Annotated in this window: 19 protein-coding genes and 1 tRNA gene; 9 read left to right on the top strand and 11 right to left on the bottom strand. The window is 62.7% G+C overall.

Going from position 1 to position 18,673, the window contains the following annotated elements; all coding sequences use genetic code 11:
- The first annotated feature begins 57 nt into the window (after positions 1-57).
- The gene (locus HKK80_RS03710) at positions 58-723 is read left to right on the top strand and encodes a 2,5-diamino-6-(ribosylamino)-4(3H)-pyrimidinone 5'-phosphate reductase (RefSeq protein WP_411798273.1); all 666 of its coding nucleotides are present in this window, start codon (positions 58-60) and stop codon (positions 721-723) included.
- Between the two features lie 82 nt (positions 724-805).
- The gene (trxA, locus tag HKK80_RS03715) at positions 806-1,138 is read left to right on the top strand and encodes a thioredoxin (protein WP_411798274.1); all 333 of its coding nucleotides are present in this window, start codon (positions 806-808) and stop codon (positions 1,136-1,138) included.
- A gap of 100 nt (positions 1,139-1,238) precedes the next feature.
- Here the strand turns inward: trxA and HKK80_RS03720 are convergent, their stop codons facing one another.
- The 5 genes from HKK80_RS03720 to HKK80_RS03740 form a co-directional block, all read right to left on the bottom strand.
- Positions 1,239-3,749 (bottom strand): ATP-dependent DNA helicase, encoded by a 2,511-nt coding sequence (locus HKK80_RS03720; RefSeq protein ID WP_411798275.1) that lies wholly within the window; start codon positions 3,747-3,749, stop codon positions 1,239-1,241.
- A gap of 25 nt (positions 3,750-3,774) precedes the next feature.
- The gene (locus tag HKK80_RS03725; RefSeq protein ID WP_411798276.1) at positions 3,775-4,293 is read right to left on the bottom strand and encodes a hypothetical protein; all 519 of its coding nucleotides are present in this window, start codon (positions 4,291-4,293) and stop codon (positions 3,775-3,777) included.
- Positions 4,294-4,405: 112 nt separating this feature from the next.
- Entirely contained in the window at positions 4,406-5,275 is an 870-nt protein-coding gene (gene sucD / locus HKK80_RS03730; protein WP_411798277.1) for a succinate--CoA ligase subunit alpha, read from the bottom strand.
- Positions 5,272-6,417 (bottom strand): ADP-forming succinate--CoA ligase subunit beta, encoded by a 1,146-nt coding sequence (gene sucC / locus HKK80_RS03735; RefSeq protein WP_411798278.1) that lies wholly within the window; start codon positions 6,415-6,417, stop codon positions 5,272-5,274. The genes sucD and sucC overlap by 4 nt, the downstream gene beginning before the upstream one ends.
- A gap of 77 nt (positions 6,418-6,494) precedes the next feature.
- Positions 6,495-6,785: a hypothetical protein gene (locus HKK80_RS03740; protein WP_411798279.1), complete on the bottom strand. Its 291-nt coding sequence runs from the start codon at positions 6,783-6,785 to the stop codon at positions 6,495-6,497.
- 96 nt (positions 6,786-6,881) lie between these two features.
- On the opposite strand from HKK80_RS03740, the gene HKK80_RS03745 reads away from it, so the two are divergent.
- From HKK80_RS03745 to HKK80_RS03760, 4 genes are all read left to right on the top strand, one after another.
- Positions 6,882-6,954 (top strand) — tRNA-Gln (locus HKK80_RS03745).
- Between the two features lie 216 nt (positions 6,955-7,170).
- Positions 7,171-7,890, top strand: a complete 720-nt coding sequence (locus HKK80_RS03750; protein ID WP_411798280.1) for a nucleotidyltransferase domain-containing protein — start codon at positions 7,171-7,173, stop codon at positions 7,888-7,890.
- Positions 7,883-8,368, top strand: a complete 486-nt coding sequence (locus HKK80_RS03755; RefSeq protein ID WP_411798281.1) for a hypothetical protein — start codon at positions 7,883-7,885, stop codon at positions 8,366-8,368. The genes HKK80_RS03750 and HKK80_RS03755 overlap by 8 nt, the downstream gene beginning before the upstream one ends.
- A 121-nt stretch (positions 8,369-8,489) precedes the next feature.
- Complete coding sequence (locus HKK80_RS03760; RefSeq protein ID WP_411798282.1) at positions 8,490-10,151, top strand: hypothetical protein; 1,662 nt, start codon at positions 8,490-8,492, stop codon at positions 10,149-10,151.
- Positions 10,152-10,158: 7 nt separating this feature from the next.
- Here HKK80_RS03760 and HKK80_RS03765 read toward each other — a convergent pair whose 3' ends face one another.
- The gene (locus HKK80_RS03765; protein ID WP_411798283.1) at positions 10,159-11,343 is read right to left on the bottom strand and encodes a PQQ-dependent sugar dehydrogenase; all 1,185 of its coding nucleotides are present in this window, start codon (positions 11,341-11,343) and stop codon (positions 10,159-10,161) included.
- 156 nt (positions 11,344-11,499) lie between these two features.
- Between HKK80_RS03765 and HKK80_RS03770 the strand changes: the two genes are divergently transcribed.
- Entirely contained in the window at positions 11,500-12,441 is a 942-nt protein-coding gene (locus HKK80_RS03770; RefSeq protein ID WP_411798284.1) for a ZIP family metal transporter, read from the top strand.
- Positions 12,442-12,671: 230 nt separating this feature from the next.
- On the opposite strand, the gene HKK80_RS03775 is transcribed toward HKK80_RS03770, so the two are convergent.
- From HKK80_RS03775 to HKK80_RS03795, 5 genes are all read right to left on the bottom strand, one after another.
- Positions 12,672-13,892: a hypothetical protein gene (locus tag HKK80_RS03775; RefSeq protein ID WP_411798285.1), complete on the bottom strand. Its 1,221-nt coding sequence runs from the start codon at positions 13,890-13,892 to the stop codon at positions 12,672-12,674.
- 209 nt (positions 13,893-14,101) lie between these two features.
- A complete protein-coding gene (locus HKK80_RS03780; RefSeq protein WP_411798286.1) occupies positions 14,102-14,800 on the bottom strand; it encodes an SDR family NAD(P)-dependent oxidoreductase in 699 nt (232 codons plus the stop codon).
- 47 nt (positions 14,801-14,847) lie between these two features.
- Positions 14,848-15,297 carry a TIGR00725 family protein gene (locus HKK80_RS03785; protein WP_411798287.1) on the bottom strand — a complete coding sequence of 150 codons (450 nt, stop codon included), beginning with the start codon at positions 15,295-15,297 and terminating at the stop codon, positions 14,848-14,850.
- Positions 15,298-15,360: 63 nt separating this feature from the next.
- The gene (locus tag HKK80_RS03790; protein ID WP_411798288.1) at positions 15,361-15,990 is read right to left on the bottom strand and encodes a TetR/AcrR family transcriptional regulator; all 630 of its coding nucleotides are present in this window, start codon (positions 15,988-15,990) and stop codon (positions 15,361-15,363) included.
- Positions 15,991-16,791: 801 nt separating this feature from the next.
- Entirely contained in the window at positions 16,792-17,286 is a 495-nt protein-coding gene (locus HKK80_RS03795) for a DUF3592 domain-containing protein (protein WP_411798289.1), read from the bottom strand.
- Positions 17,287-17,680: 394 nt separating this feature from the next.
- On the opposite strand from HKK80_RS03795, the gene HKK80_RS03800 reads away from it, so the two are divergent.
- Positions 17,681-18,214, top strand: coding sequence for an ArsR family transcriptional regulator (locus HKK80_RS03800; RefSeq protein ID WP_411798290.1), 534 nt, complete (start codon positions 17,681-17,683; stop codon positions 18,212-18,214).
- A gap of 80 nt (positions 18,215-18,294) precedes the next feature.
- Complete coding sequence (locus HKK80_RS03805; RefSeq protein WP_411798291.1) at positions 18,295-18,654, top strand: hypothetical protein; 360 nt, start codon at positions 18,295-18,297, stop codon at positions 18,652-18,654.
- The last annotated feature ends 19 nt before the right edge of the window (positions 18,655-18,673 follow it).

An 18,673-nucleotide genomic window follows, 5' to 3' on the forward strand; every position in this document is an offset into this window, starting at 1 on the left:
CCACTGATCGCGCGCCGCGATCGAAACCCCGATGTCGATCACGCGCTGAATACCGGTATGCACGTCGTCGTCAACGCCGCGATGAGCGTCGATGGCAAACTCGCCTCCCACCGCCGGGAGCAGCTCGCCATCAGCGGCCCCGAGGATTTCGACCGCGTCGACCGGATTCGGGCGGCCGCAGACGGCGTCATGGTCGGCGTCGGCACCGTGCTGGCCGACGACCCACATCTCACCCTCGACGTGACCGACCGCCGCGTCCAGCGGCAGCGACACGGCCGGCCGGGCAACCCAGCCCGCGTCGTCGCCGACTCGACGGCCCGAACCCCACTCGATGCCCGCATTCTCGACGACGAGGCGACGACCTATCTCCTCGTCTCCGAACAGGCACCCGAGGAGCGGCGAACCGAACTAGCTGATGCTGGTGCGGAGATCATCGTCGTTGGCGACGACCGCGTCGATCTCGCCGCCGGGATCGACCGCCTCGCCGACGAGGGGATCGAACGGCTGATGATCGAGGGCGGCGGCGAACTCATCTTTTCGGCCGTCGACGCCGGGCTCGTTGACGAACTCTCTGTGTTTGTGGGCTCCCAAATCATCGGCGGCCGGGACGCGCCGACGCTGGCCGACGGCGAGGGCTTCACCGAAGAGTTTCCCGCGCTCACGCTCGATGACATCGAGCGATTGGACGACGGCGTGGTGTTGAAATACACGGTCGAGGGCTAAGTAGGCCGTCGAGCGGTGCGGTTGTGTGTGCTGTCGGCATCGCCCCTTCATGCTTATATGTAATGCTACCGAAGAAGGTAATATGAGCCAAGCAGCCACCGAGCCGATCCACGTCTCCGACAGCGACCACTTCGAGGAACTGATCGCCGACAACGACGTTGCCCTCGTCGACTACTACGCCGACTGGTGTGGGCCCTGTAAGATGCTGGCCCCTACAGTAGAAGAGTTGGCCGCCGAGACCGACGCGGCGGTACTCAAAGTCGACATCGACGAGCTACAGGAACTGGCCGGCGAGAAGGGGATCCGCAGCGTTCCGACCATCGAGTTCTATCACAACGGCGAGGCCGCCGACCGCGTTGTCGGCGTCCAGGATAAGGCCGACCTCCAGGCGGCGCTCGACGAACTGCGCGCGTAAGCGACTGCACGACGCCAGATCGGATCGATCACTGATCGACGGCGACGGTCGCTGCGGGATCACCGGCTGCTTTTTGCTGCGTGCTACCACACAGTCAGCCTCAGCCCCAGAAGGCCTCGAACTGCCCATCGAGGTACTCCGGCGTTAACCGCCGAAACTCCGCACGCTCCTGATCGGGGAAAAACGGCGCGACTGATCGTGGTTTGTCGGGAAGGTATCGCTCGCCGACGAGCACCCGAACGCCGCGCTCCTCGGGCCCCCGTAGCACCCGACCGATCGCCTGTCGCACCTGCCGGACGGCCGGCACCGTCAGCGCGTAGTCAAAGGCGTTGTCCTCGCCAAAGCGATCGCCGTAGGCGTGTCGTACCGCTTGCACGCGCGGGGAGCCGATGTTGACGAGCGGAATCCCGAACACCGCACAGGTGTGTAACTCCTCGCCCTCGTAGTCTACACCCTCGGTCAGCGTCCCGCGCGTGCTCGTCACCAACACCGCGTGGTCGTCGTCAACAAACCCCTCGCGGAGCGCGTGGGTCATCTCGTGGCTTGAGGATTCGTCGAGATACACCGGTTTGTCGATCTCCTCGCGGAGCCGGCCCGCGGCCCACTTCGCCTCGGCGTAGTTGGGGTAGCACAACAGGATATTTCCGTGGCTGCGGGCGATCTCGCGGGCAACGTAGGCGTAGCGATCCCGGGTCGCGTTATCGGGGCCGGTCGGGTCGCCGCGGTTCCGGGCGGTGAACGGCTCCACGTCGACGATCCAGCTTTCGCGGTTGGCTTCGGGAAACGCGAGATCGTAGCTGCGGCGGTCGACGCGGCGGGGCGGTCGATCGTCGGCTCTCCCGGCTGTGCTGCTCCCATCTGCGACCGACGACAGCCCACTGACCGCTTCGAACACGTCCAGCGGTTCCAGCGTCGCACTCATCAGGACGCCGCCGCCAAACTCGCCTAAGATCTCGCCTACCTGTTCAGCGGGAATACAGTTGTACATCACCAGCGAGGCGTTGTAGGCGGTTCGCCACTCGGGATCGAGACGATCTCTGTCGGCGTCGGTCGGCTCCAGCGTGATCTCCCGGAAAAACGCGGTGTGATCCCGCGTCCACCACTGGCCGAAGCGTGCGCCGACCGCGGTACACACACAATCGCGGTCGACGCCGAGTTGGGAGAGGGCGTCCTCGACCGCACCTCCGACCTTCCCGAGTGTCCGGAAGAACGCGCCATCGTAGCCCGCCGATTCGGCCCACTTGGTGAAGCTATCGCGTTCATCGACCTCGGGATCGCGGAGTTCGATCTCGATCCGCTCCTCGGGGAGGTCGTCGGGATAGCCGGCCGCGTAGCCCTCGAACCGCTCGGCGAGCGCGTCGTCGACGTGGTCGTCGAGCCACGCGACCGCCTCGCCGTAGAACGTTCGGGCTTGTTCGACCGCCTCGTAGGGCACGTCGTGTTCGGCGAGGTGCTTTTCGACCAGTTCCTTGTTGTCTGGGTGTTGGCTGGCGCGATCCAGCAGTTCGCCGAGGTCGCGCTGGGCCTGTGTGAGCGTCACCCGACCGACCGTATCGCTGACGAGATCGCGGACGCGTTCCTCGATCCGGTGGGCCTCATCGAGAATCACGAGCGTGCGCTCGTCGAGGATCGGTTCGGTGAGGTTGCGGGTGCGGCTGTCGAAGAGATGGTTGTAGTTGCCGATGACGACATCGGCGTGTTCCAGCAGGACGCCCATCGCCCGATGCGGACAGGTGCCGGCCCCGACCGACGCCGGCAGGAACTCTTCGGTCGACAGTACGTGATCGACGCCCTGCTCGAAGCCGACGGGCGACCCTTTGTCGCGGGCGTACCAGTCGGCCTCGAAGGGGCAGTACAGCGGCGTCGACTCCCCCTCGGTCATCGATTCGGGTGCGGCCGGCTGGGCGGTGCCGTACGGCGCGCTCGCGCCGGCCGTTTTGAGGGGGTTGGCGTCGACATCGCCGCCCGACTGCTGAGCTGCGCGGAGATCCTGCTGCGCCGTCTGAACGAGTTCGAGTGCGCGCTCGGTATCCCACCACTGTTCGGTAGCCTCACGGCCGGCGGTGAGGCGGGCCGCCGGCTCGGGGGCGTCAGCGTCGTCGCCGCCGACCGCACCGGCAACGCTGCCGAGCAGTTGGGAAGCGATCGACGATTGCGTTGTCGCCTCGCCCGCGCCGTCATTGTCGTCGGCGCGAATGAGGTTGGCTGTCGAGTCTCGCAGGTCTTCACACCGGTCGTGGACGCTTGAATCGGCCGGGAACAGATCTTCGCGGCCGTAGGGACAGAGATCGGTTTTGCCGACGAGGGCGACGCCGGCCAGCGGGGTGTCGACCCCGCGGTTGATCGTCCGGAGGTCATCGATGAACTGCTGGCGTTGCTGTTTGACCGGCGTGGCGACGAAGATGTTGTCGAATCGGTCGGTCTCGCGGAGCAGCGTTGCCGCCGCGGTCAACGCGGCCATCGTCTTCCCGGTGCCACAGGGGCCCTCCATGGCGAGATAGCCACGGTCGCCGACGGTCTCGATGGCCGCTTCGATCGCGTCGGCTTGGTTTTCGTAGGGCGACTCGAAGCCAAAATACGGCTCCCAGCCCGGCGTGGACTCGCGGGTCACATCCGGGGTTGGTGCCTCCCCGGGTTTATAGGCTCGCACCTCTGATCGATTCGATCAGCTGATGGGGGAAGGGATCGGTGTTGGTTATGACGATCAACTCCTGTGATCCCGTTTTCACGAGATCAGCGTCCGCAAAGTGGGTCGTGATCTGCTCTGCGATCGCCGTCGAGAGCCCCCAGTCGCTGGCGGTCACCAGCCGGAACCCATAGAAGACGGTCATCGGATACAGCTCGTGGGACGGCGTCATCACGTCCGCGAAGAAGCCACCGGCCACGCGGCTGCTGAACTCCGATTTGAGCCGGTAGGCCGGCCGGACGATCTCCGCCGCCGTCATCAACCCGCCGCCTCTGAGTTCGTCGTGGCCGAATGTTTTGGCGATCCGGACACCCGCGGGGATCGGGATGAGATCGGCGTGATGGTCGAGCGGCGAACAGCGCACCCGGTTGCTGGTGACCTGGCAGTCGTTCGGCACGCCACTCTCACCGAAGGCGATCTCCACCGGGCATGGCCCATCGTTGCCAGCGGCCGACGCAGCTCCGGCCATATACATGTACTTACAATTGAATGTGGATTAAATTATTGTATCTCAGCTGATAGTATCTCTCGTGACTGGTTGGTGTCCCAAACAACCGAGCAAAAACAGGGACCAGCGGCGGCTACAGGAAGTCGTCGATCGCCTCGGCGACCTCACCGGGCGTGTCGGCGACCGGAACGCCGGCGTCGTTGAGCGCGGTGATCTTCGAGTCGGCGGTACCGGTACCGGAACCCGAGACGATGGCGCCCGCGTGGCCCATCCGCTTGCCCGGCGGCGCGGTGCGACCGGCGATGAAGCCTGCGACCGGGGTGTCCATGTTCTCGGCGATGTATTTGGCAGCCTGCTCCTCGTCCTCGCCGCCGATCTCGCCACACATGGCGACCGCGTCGGTGTCGGTGTCGGCCTCGAAGGCCTCCAGTGCGTCGATGAAGGAGGTGCCGATGATCGGGTCGCCGCCGATGCCGATGGCGGTCGTCTGTCCGATCCCGCGGTCGGTCAGATTCGAGACGACCTGGTAGGTCAGGGTTCCCGACCGCGAGACGAGGCCGACGTTACCCGATTCGAAGATGTTGCCCGGCAGGATGCCGAGCTTGGCTTCGCCCGGCGTGATGATCCCCGGACAGTTTGGCCCGATCAGGTTCGTGTCGACCTCGGAGAGTCGCTTGTTCACCTTCGCCATATCCTGTGTGGGGATGCCTTCGGTGATGGCAACAACGAGGTCAAGGTCGGTGTCGAGGGCTTCGAAGACCGCGTCGCCGGCGAACGCCGGCGGGACGAAGACGACCGAGGCGTTGGCGTCCTCGGCGTCGACGGCCTCGTCGACGGTGTCGTACACCGGGACGCCGGCGACCTCCTGGCCGCCCTTGCCCGGCACCGCGCCGGCGACGACGTTGGTGCCGTACTCCAACATCTGCTCGGTGTGGAACTTCCCTTCGCCGCCGGTGATGCCCTGCACGACGACGCGGGTGTCGTCGTCGACAAACACACTCATTGGGCCACCTCCTCGGCGTTGGCGACGGCGCGTTGGACGGCGTCTTCGAGCGTCGCTTCGACCTGCACGAGGTCGGTGTTGAGGATCTCTATCCCCTCCTCGGCGTTGGTGCCGGCGAGTCGGACGACGACCGGTTTCGGAATCTCCTCAAAGTCTTCGAGGGCTTCGTTGATGCCCTTCGCTACTTCGTCGCCGCGGGTGATCCCGCCGAAGATGTTGAAGACGACGCTGTCGACGTTCTCGTCGGAGAAAACCATATCGAGGGCGTTGCCGATGCGGTCGGCCTTTGCGCCGCCGCCAACGTCGAGGAAGTTCGCGGGCGTGCCACCGTAGTAGTCGACGAGGTCAAGCGTCGCCATCACGAGGCCCGCGCCGTTGCCGATAATGCCCGTGTTGCCGGAGAGGCGCACGTAGTCAAAGCCGTACTCGCCGGCCTTGCGTTCGAGGTCGTTCTGGGAGGAGTCCTCCTCCATATCGGCGAGATCGGGCTGCCGAAAGAGGGCGTCCTCGTCGATATTCATGACCGCGTCGGCGGCGATCACGTCGTCGTCGCTGGTGATCATCACGGGGTTGATCTCGATGTCGCTGGCGTCGTTGGCCTCGTAGAGCTCGTAGAGCGTTGAGAGAATCGACGACACGTCGCGGGCATACTCGGCAGGGACGCCGGCGTCGTAGACGACCTTGCGGGCCTGGTAGGGATGCAGGCCGAAGGCGGGGTCGATGTGCTCTTGGGCGATCGCCTCGGGGTCGTCCTCGGCGACGGCCTCGATATCGACGCCGCCTTTCGTGGAGACCATGGCGACGGGTTCGCCCGCGCCGCGGTCCATCGTCACGCCGACGTAGTATTCGTCGACGAAATCGACGCCTTCCTCGACGAGGACGCGGTCGACGGTGTAGCCTTTGAGATCCATTCCGAGGATGGAGTCGGCGGCCTCCCGTGCTTCCTCGCGGCTCGTTGCGATCTTGATACCGCCGGCCTTCCCGCGGCCGCCGACGTGGACTTGTGCTTTGATGGCCGCTGGGTAGCCGATCTCGTCGACCGCGTCGAGAACCCCATCGACGCTGTCGGCAAGTTGCGATTCCGGTACCGGAATCCCAGCCTCCCCGAAGATCTCCTTCGCTTGATACTCGTGAAGTCTCATACGTCTCTACGCGGGTCGGACTGACGGTTAAATCCGCCCATTTCCCGCGAGTTGGTTGGTGCCTCGAAATCAATCACCTACCGAGTGTTGACAGTTGCGCGGCCGACGCCGACCAACCCGATGGCGACGCCGAGCGCGGTCAGCCCGACGCCGCCGGTGATCAGCGGCTGGAGGCTGAAGCTGTTGCAGCCGTCGGTGTAGCTGACGGCGAGTGAGTCGATATCGACCGCCTCCAGCGCGTAGCGCGGCTCGTGGTCGGGGCAGGCCACGTCGGTGCCGCCGGCGGCCGGGCCGAAGAGAACGGCCGTCAGCAACACCACCGCGAGCCCGAGTGTTCCACAGAGGAGGCCAACGCGTTGCAGTCCCATATCGACCACTGACACCGGTGGCGTATATCCCTGATGGGCGTCGCGGTGTGATGAAAAGAAAGGACTAATGTAATCGCCAGCCCGAGTTGCGAGTGCAGTCCCGTGGTGTAGTGGCCAATCATATGGGCCTTTGGAGCCTATGACGGCGGTTCGAATCCGCCCGGGACTATTCTGTTCGAACGAAGTGAGAACGAATAGCCGTCGGTGGATTCGATACCCAGAGGGCGAGCGGAGCGAGTCCTCGTGGTTCGAATCCGCCCGGGACTACTTTTGGGAGCGATAGCCAGCAGTCGTCGTCACGACCCCAAGCGGGTCGTCCTCGTGGTGCCGCCGAGATACTTCGGGTGGGAAACTATTTTTAGTCTATTGGACACTGATAGTGTACATGGGCACTAATAGTGAACAGCACGTACGATTGGAGGTTCCCTTCCCCTTCGGCGATGAGCAGGTGTTCCGGTATAAGGCGATGGAGGATGTGATTGAACTCCTGGTTCGCAATCCATTCAGGGCGTTCTCTGTGCGCCAACTCCGTGAGATCACCGACAACGGCTCGAAGACGACAACGCGTGCGGTCGACCTGCTCCAGCAACTGGAACTCGTCTGCGTTGATGAGAGTGGGCGAAGCAAGCGCGTGCGTCTGAACCGCAACCGGGTGACGATCCCGGATGAGTCGCTGTTTGCGGTGCCGCAGGATGAGTTTCGCGAACCGGTGGGAGCGTTTGCCGAACAGGCTCGCACAGCGGTGCCGTCGTTTTCCGCACTGGTCGTCTTTGGGAGCGTCGCCCGCGGCGAGGCTGATCGCCGCAGCGATATCGATCTCTGGATACTCGTCGACGACAACGACGATCTTCTCCAAGCGCGCCGTACAGCAACCGACATCGCCGCCGACCTCGGCGAGCAGCGATTCGGCGACGCGGGCAACCGCTACGAGTTCGAGGTGCTGGTCGAATCTGTGGAGTCGGCGGTGAGTCACGGCGAGGCTGACGACGGGATCGACGAGCTGCTGACCGAGGGCATCGTGATCGAAGACTCCGACGCGCTGGAACGGGTCAAAGATGTGGTACTGGGCGGTGCCGACGCTGCGGAGGTGGTCGGCGATGAGTGACGCGGATCCGTGTAGTGACGAGTTGAGTGCCGCCGTGGCTGCGTTCACCCGACGCGGCACCATCGAACCGGGACTCGATGTGGAAGGCGAGGCACTCCTGCAGCTGCGAAAGGCGTGTCGCATCCTGGATGGGATTCGGGCGTTGCGCGACATCGATCGACACCACACGCTGGTGGTCGAGGGGTCGTTTGCGGCACTCGAACGGACGGTGCAGTTCTACGTCGTCGATCAGGGGTTGGCGGAGACGAACGATCTGCTGAACCACGAGGACACCTTCGAGTACGGGGTGCAGGCTGGCGTCTGCTCCGAGGCGACGAAGACCGAACTGGTCGAACTCTGGCAGAACCACCGCAACGGGACGTACTACCAACAGGAGCGTGCGACCGCGGAGCAGGCCGAAGCGATGCTTGCGTACGCCGAGTGCATGCACGACCACGTCCCGAAGCTCGCCGGTCGATCACACGACTGCATCTGCTAACTGGCGGGAGCCAGCGTATCCCATTGATCGCCGATAAACGGTATTAACCGTCCGCCCAACAGAGACGTATCGCACACATGGCGTGACGGCAGCCCGATGCCTGCCTCTGCCATCCTGATTGATGAACCGAAACGAACTGCTGGTCGTCGTGATCGCTGTCGGCCTTATGGCGATTCCGGTCTCGGTGATCTCCTACTCCGTCATCACGAACACGGCCGTCGACGATCTGACCTACGAGACCGACACCGGTCTTGAGGTCACGGCGACCGATGCCCAGGTATTTGAGTCGCCGCCGGTCGTCGGCAACGACACCTGGCAGAGCGGCCCCCTCCGGCTCAGCAGCGACGGCCCGGCGTCGGCGACCGTCAGCGACGCCGCCTTCGACCGATCGGCGGTCGGGATCGAATCGGTCGATGCGAGGCGCAACCCTGTGACGGTCAACCGAAGCGATATCGGAGCCGTCGAACTCGACGGTCAGTTTGAGCAGTTCTCGACGCCCGGCATCGACACAAGCGACGACGAACCTGATTTCAGCTACCGGGCCGGCGAAAATGTCACCATCTCGGTCAGTGGCGTCCCGACCGACAGCGGTGTCGCCGCCGTCGACGAGGGTCAGGTTGTCGCCACCGACACCGCCTTGAACCCCGAGGGGACAGCGACGTTTCAGGATCTCCCGAGCGGCGAGCAGGCGATCCGGGTGGCGGAGCTGCCCGCGGAGCTATCGATCCGGGATGTCACCGACGGCTCGCTGATCGACGGCAACGAGGTCGACGTCTCACTCACCCCAGTGGGGGCCAGCGAGCCGATCACCCAGCAGACGACCAGCGACGGGACGATCAACATGACCGGGCTCCCGGTCAACAAGCGGTTTGCCGCCGATCTCTCCGCTGGGGGCAACTACTACGACCGCCGTGTCCGGCTGCCCGCCCGGATCGACCAACAGCCGGCCTATCTGCTGCCGGATGACGACGCGGTGGCGGCGGTGTCGCCACGGCTGACGCTGGACGACCAAACCGGCCGCTTTGACGAACAGCGGTCTGTGATCCGACTCCAGCGACCGGTGCCGACAGCGTCCGGCACCGAGTACCGAACGGTCGCCGGCGACCGCCTCGGAAGCGATGGCTTTGGGACTGCCGTCCAGCGCAACCAGCGGTACCGCGTCATCATCGTCGATCCAACCGCCGGCCAAACCTACGTCAGCAGCTTCACCCCGCGGACGAGTTCACCGACCGCGGTGCCGATCGAAGCCATTCAGTACACCACCACCGAATCCATCGATGGGCTCAACATCTCGACGGCCTACCGGAGCGGCGAGGACGGCGACCGGCTCGCGGTCAATCTCTCGAACGTTCGATCCGCTGACCTGTCGATCAGCGAGGCGGGCAACGCGTCGAATCTCCTTCTCGACGACAGCTATGAGCAAAACGTGACCGCCGACGTGCCGGTGCCCGAGGAGACCACGGACGCAAACTGGAACGCCGACTACGAGGCGACGACGACGAACGATGCGGCGATCAGCGGCCAGCAGACGATCCGCAACCCGGCACGCCAACAACAGCGGGAGGCGGTCATGCGGGCGATTCTCTCGATCCTTCTGGTTGTCGTTCTTGGGAGTGTTGCCATGCGTGTCAGCCCGGCGTTGGGTGGTGTGGTGGTCATCATCACGGCCAGCCTGCTTTGGCTTGCCGGCTGGATGCCACCGGAGGCCGGCCTCCCGTCGATCGGGGTCGGTATCGTGGTCGGCGTGTTAGGCGTTATCTCCGGGGATCGCCGATCGTTGTGAGTGAGGGTCAGGCTGCCGGCAGTAGCCGGAGGATCGGCGCGTCGCCGGCATCAACAGCGACGTACAACGCGCCGTCAAGACCGACAGTAACATCTCGAATCCGCTGTTGGCGGTCGGCCAACAACGGTTCCGCCTCGCGTACGTCGTCGCCATCGACCACCAGATGCACGACGCGCTGGGTGACCAACCCACCGACGAAGAGGTCACCCTGCCACTCGGGGAACGCATCGCCGTCGTAGAACGTCATCCCGCTCGGTGCGGGGCCGTCCTCGCCGCAGGGCCAGCCGAAGACCGGCGCGATCACGTCCTCGCGGTCGTCGTGGCTCACGCCGATCGGCTGGCCGGTGCCGTACGTGCAGCCCTCGTCGGCGACCGGCCAGCCGTAGTTGCCGCCGCGCTCGATAACGTTGATCTCGTCGCCGTCGGACTCACCAAATTCGCTTTCCCAAATCTCGCCTGTTTCGGGGTGGCGGTCAAGCCCCTGTGCGTTCCGGTGGCCGTAGCTGTAGATCGCGTCCCGCGCCTCGGCGTCATCGACAAAGGGGTTGTCGTCGGGGATCGAGCCATCCGGTCGCAGGCGGAGCGTCGTTCCGAGATCGTTGGTTCGGTCTTGGGCGACGTGGTCGGGGCCGAAGTTCTTGAACTGGCGGTCGCCAACGGTCATGTAGAGATAGCCATCGGTATCGAACCCAACGCGGGAGCCGTAGTGACCGTTGTCATCGACGAACGGCTCGGCCGTATACAGCTGTTCGAACGCGGTCAGTCGGTCGCCGTCGCCCTCGTCGCTCTCGCCGCCCCCGCCTGCGAGTCGGCCGCGGCCGAGTCGGGTCGTTGTTTCGCCGGCCTCGTTGGCGACGGCGTAGGTGAGATAGATCCACTCCTGGTTCGGCCCCCATGTTACATCGAGGAGGCCGCCCTGTCCGGCCGTGTCGACCGCGGGCACGCCACCGATTTCGGTCGTCGTGCCGTCCGCGGGATCGACACGGAGCAGCCGCCCGGTGTCGCGCTCGGTGACCAACAGCGATTCGTCGGCGTCATCGACGGCCAGCCCCCACGGATGAGTGAGTCCCTCGACAACCGTTTCGACGGTGAGCTCCGAGCGATCCGATCCGCCCGCTGGCCCGCCGAGACAGCCGCCAACCGCACCGATGCCGACCGCGCCAACGGCCGAGAGATAGCTGCGTCGCCACATACACCGCTGTTTGGATCCGGCGGGCAAAACGACACCGCCTCACCAACGGCCGTGTCGTCTGCGATAGTCGGCCACCAGCCGGATCTGTTTTAGGTTAGACAAAATTTTGTTTTTAACTTGCAAAGTTTCTTTGCAATCGAACGGGAACACTCCGATATGAGCTTCTTGGTGAATGTAGCGCTTGTCTTTGTTGCCGGGCTGATCACGGCGTTGGCGACCGGGCTTGGGGCGATCCCGTTTTTCTTCGTCGAGGATTTCAGCGACCGCTGGAACGTCGCGCTGTGGGGGATCGCCTCGGGGATCATGGTCGCCGCATCGCTGTTCGGCCTCGTCAACGAGGGGTTGGCCTACGCCAGCGACGGGCTGCCGACGCTCATGATCGGCGGCCTCGTTGCGGGGGTTGTCCTCGTCGAGGTTGCTGATCGCGTGCTCGATGCGGCCGATGTCGGTGGCGACGGCGGCCACGATGGGGCGCACGGCCACGACCACGCGGACGACCCCGACGCTGACGCGGCAGCCGCCGTCGACGGCGAGGCACGCACCGATGGCGACGGGGAACCCCACAGCCACGACCATCCGATCGATGTCGAGGCCTTCGCCGAGGGCGACCTCAAAAAGCTCGTGTTGATTCTGGGGATTCTGACCGTCCACAGCTTTCCGGAAGGCGTCGCTGTCGGCGTCTCGTTTGCGGAACTCGGCTTGGAGGGCGGGGTCGGCGTGCTCGGTATCTCCGTGCCGCTGTTGGCCGTGTTTATGACGATCGCCATCTCGATCCACAACATCCCCGAGGGCACCGCCATCGCCATCCCGATGCGGGCGATGGGGCTCTCGAAGTGGCGGATGGTCGGCGCGGCGGTCTTTTCCAGCCTTCCGCAGCCGATCGGCGCGGTCATCGCCTTCGCGTTTGTCACCTGGGCCGAGTCGTTCCTCCCCTTCGGCTTCGGCTTTGCGGCCGGCGCGATGATCTATCTCGTCCTCACGGAGTTCATCCCGGAGGCGTTGGCCACCGGTGTTGACCTCCCGCGTCGCGGCTACGGCGAGTTGGCAACCGGGATCGCCGCCGGCGTGCTGTTGATGCTGCCGTTGTTGTACGTCTGAGATACTGTCGCTGCTGTGCGTCTACGCGGTGGTTGGCCGGCGATCCGGCTGTGGTTCCACCCTGCCCACACAGCCGAACGCCGCGCACAACTGTTTTGTGGCCTGTTGTCGATACACATACGATGAACACGTTCCAAAAGATCGGGTTAGCGATCGTGGGGCTCATCCTGCTGTTTCTGCTGATCGGGATGGCTCTCGAAATCCCGCTGTGAGCGGTCGTTGCGCGACACTTAGGCCGTATCCGCGATCGTTGAGGTTTCGGTGTTGCCGTCGGCGTCGGTGCCGGTGACAGTGAGGGTGTATCGCTGCCCGTTTTGGATCGTGTCCCCCAGGTCGGGGGTGATCGTCTCGGCGGGGTTCCCGTTCGGCTTGTAGCGGTTGGTTGCGGCGAAGCTGACCGTTTTTGTGGCAACGACCGTCCCGCCCGAACCACCGTCCCGCACCTCGTAGGCGACCTCGACGAGGTCGTCGTCGCCGTCGTTATCACGGATATCGACCTGTTTGACCTCGAAGACGTTACCCTGATTCCCCTGCGGTGGGGCCGCGGTGAAGTCCTGATCCTGCAGCGGTTTCTGGATCCGGATCGCCGTCGGGTCGTTCCCCGGCTGGCTTCCGCCGCTGTCGCCGGTCTGGATGGTTGAGGTGTCGACATTGCCGTCGGCGTCGGTGCCGGTGACGGTGAGGGTGTATCGCTGCCCGTTTTGGATCGTGTATCCCGGGCTGGGATCGATCGTTTCGGCGGGGTTCCCGTTCGGCTTGTACCGGTTCGACGGCGGGAACGTGACGGTTTTCGCGCCGACGACCGTCCCGCCCGAGCTACCGTCCCGCACCTCGTAAGCGACCTCAACGAGGTCATCGTCGCTGTCGTTGTCACGGACATCCACCTGTTTGACCTCGAAGACGTTGCCTTGGTTGCCCTGCGGTGGGGTCGCGGCGAAGTCCTGATCCTGCAGCGGTTTCTGGATCCGGACGGCACCGACGACGTTGCCGGCTTCGGCTGTCACGCTCCCGGTTGTGTCGATGGCAACGGCGGTGCTGGCCACACCGATGCTGTAGCCGATCGTCCCCGTTGTCGTAGCGTCCAGATCGACCGTCCCGCTGTTGCCCGCCGCGAGGCTGAACACCACCGTACAGCCGGAGCTGCCGTTCGGGTCGTAAAGCGTTCCGTCGCCACAGCTATCGAGCGTGATGGTGTAGGTCGCCGTCTCGGCGGTGTTGTTCGTGATCGTCACCATCGGCTCGCGGGCGTTCTTTTTCACCGGGCCGCGGTCGACAATCCCGACCAAGGCGGTCGTATTGTCGACGGCGATCCCGAAGGGGCGTCTGGCCTCAACCTGATCGAAGGCTCCCGATGTGCCAACGCCCAGTAGGACGCCGCCGGCGATCAGCCCGAGGGCTGCCCGGCGTGTGTATCGGCTGCCGTTGCCGCGTCCACGAGCGGGCGTTCTCATCTTAGCCACCTCTTGGTGTCCGGCAGTTGTGCTGTCGGTGGTGCGTGCCGGCCGCTATCTCTGTACTTCCTCCGATAGCGTCCCGGGACGTATCCATACAATAGAGAGGGGTTCCAGACGGTTAGTATTGCGCTGCCTGCTGTCTGGAAACCGAGCGGCCGGCTATCCTGACCGACAGCAGGCACACCCTGCCGCAGCCCTCCCCGCGCTCACCACGCTTTCGGCGCTCGATCGCGCCAAAACTCCCCGCTCGGCGCGTCGGGTTTGAACCGCGCCAGCCAGATCGGTGTTTCTGCACCCTTTTCAGGCGTTCTGGGCGCGCTCCCGTCGGTCATGTCCGTCTGAACATAGCCCGGACAGACCGAATTGGCGAGCAGCCCCTGTGTGCTGTATTCACCGTCGAGATACCGGGTGAGACCGTTGAGCCCGGTCTTCGAGATCCGGTAGGCCGGCATCCCGCCGGACTGCGGCTCGGTGATCGCGCCCAGCCCCGAGGAGACGTTGACGACGCGGGGGCCGGGCTGCGGCAGTAGGAGATCAAGTGCCTGTTTCGTCAGGTGAATCGGGCCCTGCACGTTCGTCGCCAGCGTCTGCTCGATCGTCTCGGTCGGCATCTCGGCCAGCGGCTCACGGCTGTCCATCACACCGGCGTTGTTGACGAGGATATCGAGGTGGCCGGCCTCCTCGCTGATGCGGTTGACCGCGGCGACGCGCTCCGATTCGACTGTCACGTCGAGTTCGATCGCCCTGCGGTCGTTGCTGTCGATATCGGCGGGATCGCGCGCGCCGGCGTAGACGGTCGCGCCGTGGTCGACGAGCCCGTCAGCGATGCGTTTCCCGATCCCGCGGGTCGCGCCGGTCACGAGTGCGACCTGCCCATCCAAGCTATCGTAGAGAGGGATGTCCATGCAAACGACAGGGCCACGAGTGCCAAAAGCTGTCCGCCCAGTGGCACTCAGACGCTGGCTTCGACGTAGTCGATCGCCGCTGCGGGGGTGTCGACGTGCTTGATCCCCGCGACGCTGTCAACGCGGTGAGTATCGATCCCAGCGACCGGCTTGCCCAGACTGAGCGCGTGGCCGAGCTCCGACAGCGTCCCCGGGCCGCCGTCGACGGCGATGACGGCATCGCCGTTCAACACGACGACTGCATTGCGAGCATCGTTGATCCCGGTGGCGATCGCCGTCTCGACGAAGGGGTTGGCAGCCGCCGGCTCCGAGTCCGGAAGGATGCCGATGGTGTGGCCGCCGGCTGACTGGGCTCCCTGACAGACGGCCTCCATGACACCGGTTCGACCGCCACAGACGACCTCATGGCCGTGTTCGGCAAGCTGTTCGCCAAGCGTCTGGGCTGTGGCGTACTCCTCGTCGCTGACGGTGCTGCCGCCGATCACGCTGACACGCATAGGCTCTCTCTTGTCGCCGGGGCTCTTGCTGTTTTGGGTCGTCAGGCTGTCGGCGGGTTGCACTCAGAACGCGATGTCGTCGGCCAGCACCGCCGTCTCGATATACGCCTCCAACTCTTCGCGGAGCAGGGATCGTGGGCCGTCAGTTCGCGTCGTCTGCTGGAGATTGATCCCCTCAAGGGTGGCGAACAGATACTCCGCCGTCGTCCGTGGATCGTCGACAGCGAAGACGCCCTGTTTGACGCCGGTGTCGATGATCTCGGTGAGGTTGTCGACGAGCGTGGCCGACAGCTCGGTAAACTCCGCCCGGAACGCCTCGTTTTGGATCGCTTGGGCCCGCAGCTCCAGATACGTCGAGAGCCGCGCGTCGGCATCCGGCGTCCCCTCGGCGGCCGGATACTCGCCCAGCGAGACGGTTATGAACGCCTTCAGATCGCCGACCGGATCGCCCGTCGATTCGATCCGGTAGCCACGCTCGAAGTAGTCCCGCATATACTCGACAAACGACAGCAGGATGTCGTCTTTGCCATCGAAGTGGTGGTAGAACGTCGATTTCGTCAGGTCGGATTCGTCGGCGATCCGCTGGATCGAGATGCCGGGATAGCCGTGGGTGCGCAGCGCGGCAAACGTCGCCATCATGATGGCCTCGTGGGTGTCGGCCGGGTTGCCGTCGAGCAGTGCCTCGTCGCTCATACGTGGGGGTTCGCTGTCGGCCGGAAAATAGCTTGGTGCCCACGACTGTGTGACACCGGCACAACAATAGCAGTGGCTCCTATTCAGCGAAACGGCCTTGTCTGGTATTGATCAGGAACTGCTGTGGCAGACGTAGAGCATACATTCATACGGTTTGCTGTCGGAAGGTACCGTTTGACCGCCGCCTGGTTGGCGGTCGAGGCGGTAACCGTCTACAGTAAACAGTATCAGCCATCCCGACCTCTGAATAAAGTAGCTTTACCCAGTCGCATAGCAGCTCTACGAAACGTATAGTCCAACTATACCGCCAACTGAATACCAATGACCCCCTTTAGAATTTCTTGCCAGCTAAATCTACTGAGACCATACCAGATGAGTCCAATCGGAATGACTGCCAAGATCTTATGACTCCATGACGGAATCTGGCCCGTATCAACTACTGCGTTCATGAAAAAGTAGATACTCGTTGCAACAACACCAGTAAAGAACGCACTAATACGCTTCCACCGAAACTCCGAGCACCGTAGACCATCGCTTGGAGGGCCATCACCGATGAGTTCCCGTTTAGTGGGCACAATCTGTCTAGGGTGATGTGACACAAAGAATTTGTGCTACACTTGCACACTCACTTCAGCAGTTGGCGGATACATTTATCGAGTAGTTGCTGGATGGCAGAGTGACCAACAACAGGCACCTATTGATCACGCCATCGCTTTTTGTTTATTATTGAGAGATTCAACGAAAAGGGGCTGCTTATCATCGATATATTTTGACCAAATCAGCGAATATCTCACAGAGTAGTTAGATCTTTCTCACAGCTGAAATTGTTGACAAGAGCGCGAAGATTCCACCGATACCGATAGCTATGATCGGAGCGTTTGATGTTTTATTTTTCAAGAACGCATCATTCGGCTCGTCTGGCTCAACATATGCGGTCGTTTCTCCACCCTGTTCGTAATTCTCAACCGCTGATTCGGCACCTGACCGTGTCTGATAGTTTTGTTCGATCTCTGCTGGATATACCTGTGTTCCAGTGTACTGTGTTCCGTTGTACGTATATTCGAATTCAACGGCTGGTTCGTACTCCAGCCCCGGGTTTGAGGATGTCCCGCGATCCGTCTCAATGCTGCGTTCCGTGACAGTAGCGTTGACTTGCACCGAATCTCGGACTGCCTCGGTTTGCTGTATATAATCATAGCCCCCGTAGCTGGCGATAGCAAGGCCAATAACAACGTACAACACTGCCCCTGCTAAGCTATCAGGGCCACTCGTATTGGAGTCTGAACCGGCACCCATTATTCCCAGCCTCCTTCTAACTGATTGTTATATAACAACGACAAGCTGTCGCCGCTGAATATACGTAACCGCGGATCAGTCACGAGACGCGAATGAGTGTGACGGAACCAAGCGGGTAGATCCGCAGTCCGGCCGACGCATCGGTCGGGTGATCTGTTGTGCTTTTGGAGGATGTAACGCATAAAAGGCGCATCTCCGACAAGATACTAAAATCTGTATACAAGCACTACCTCGGTACGCAAGCTCACTGCACACGCGCTGTCCCTCTTGCACGTTATCCGATGTTAATATCATATCACATACAAATTATTAGGTGAGAAGTGACGTTCACAATCGCCACCGGAGCAAAGTATTATTTACGCAGAAAATATATGTTTGATACAGGCTCATAGCGATGAGTTCAGATCATACACACGAAAGCGATGATCCCATCCAAGCGGCCGAAGCGGATTGGAAAGCCGCAACGACTGCATTAGAACGTATCAAACAAGTCAGTGAGCAAACCGCAACGCCACAACCAGTGAGTACAATTGCCACTGAGGCACTCGTCAGCGAGCCGACTGCCCGCAAACATCTCAACGCCCTTGTCGAGGTCGGAACGGTCACAAAAAGCACCGAGAGTGGCACCACGAAATACAGTCGTGACGACGATCAACTCCTCTCTCAACGGATTCGAACCTTAGCTAGCGACCACAGCCGGGAGACGCTCATCGACGAGATACAGGCTCTCAAACAACGGCTCGACGAACTCAAAAGCGAGTACGATGCTGTCTCGCCGGAAACCATTGTCACGAACCTCTCAGCAGATGCAACTGAGAGCGACTGGGAAGCCGTCGCCGAATGGCAGACTGTCGAGCGAGACCTGCATATCGCTCAGGCTGCAATCAACTACGAACGGGCCCGTGAACTCGGGCGGGCGACCGAGTAGGATCGCCGATGCCAGATCGTCTCGCCGAGCCAGTTGGACCCGTCTCATATCCAGTCCTCCAGCAAATTCGGGAGTTGCTGGTGACTGAAGAACCGCTTGTTGAGGCGGCTGAGTTTGATACACCAGTCAGTCCCTCAGAACTGCTCGTCGCATTCGAGACCGGATTGGAAACAGCAGGCCGGTTCGAAATCACCTGGTGGGAAGCCGGTGCGTATCGCTTCCACTACACCGAACCAGACGGCGTTGATTTTCGGTTCGATAGACATCCGAAAGATGGAGATCCGCAGGCCCACGTTCATCCACCACCGGATGCAGGCGCAGCTGAACCCTCACTCCTTGCAGGGACTACCCAACCACAGGTGGTTACCAGAGTGATTGTCAGCCAATGGCGGAGCGCGATTATCGAACAGAGGGATCTCACTCTGCTCAACGAGCGGTGAAATCAGTCTCGTTACGCTG

This window comes from Halonotius sp. F2-221B, assembly GCF_046719765.1.
GTDB lineage: Archaea > Halobacteriota > Halobacteria > Halobacteriales > Haloferacaceae > Halonotius.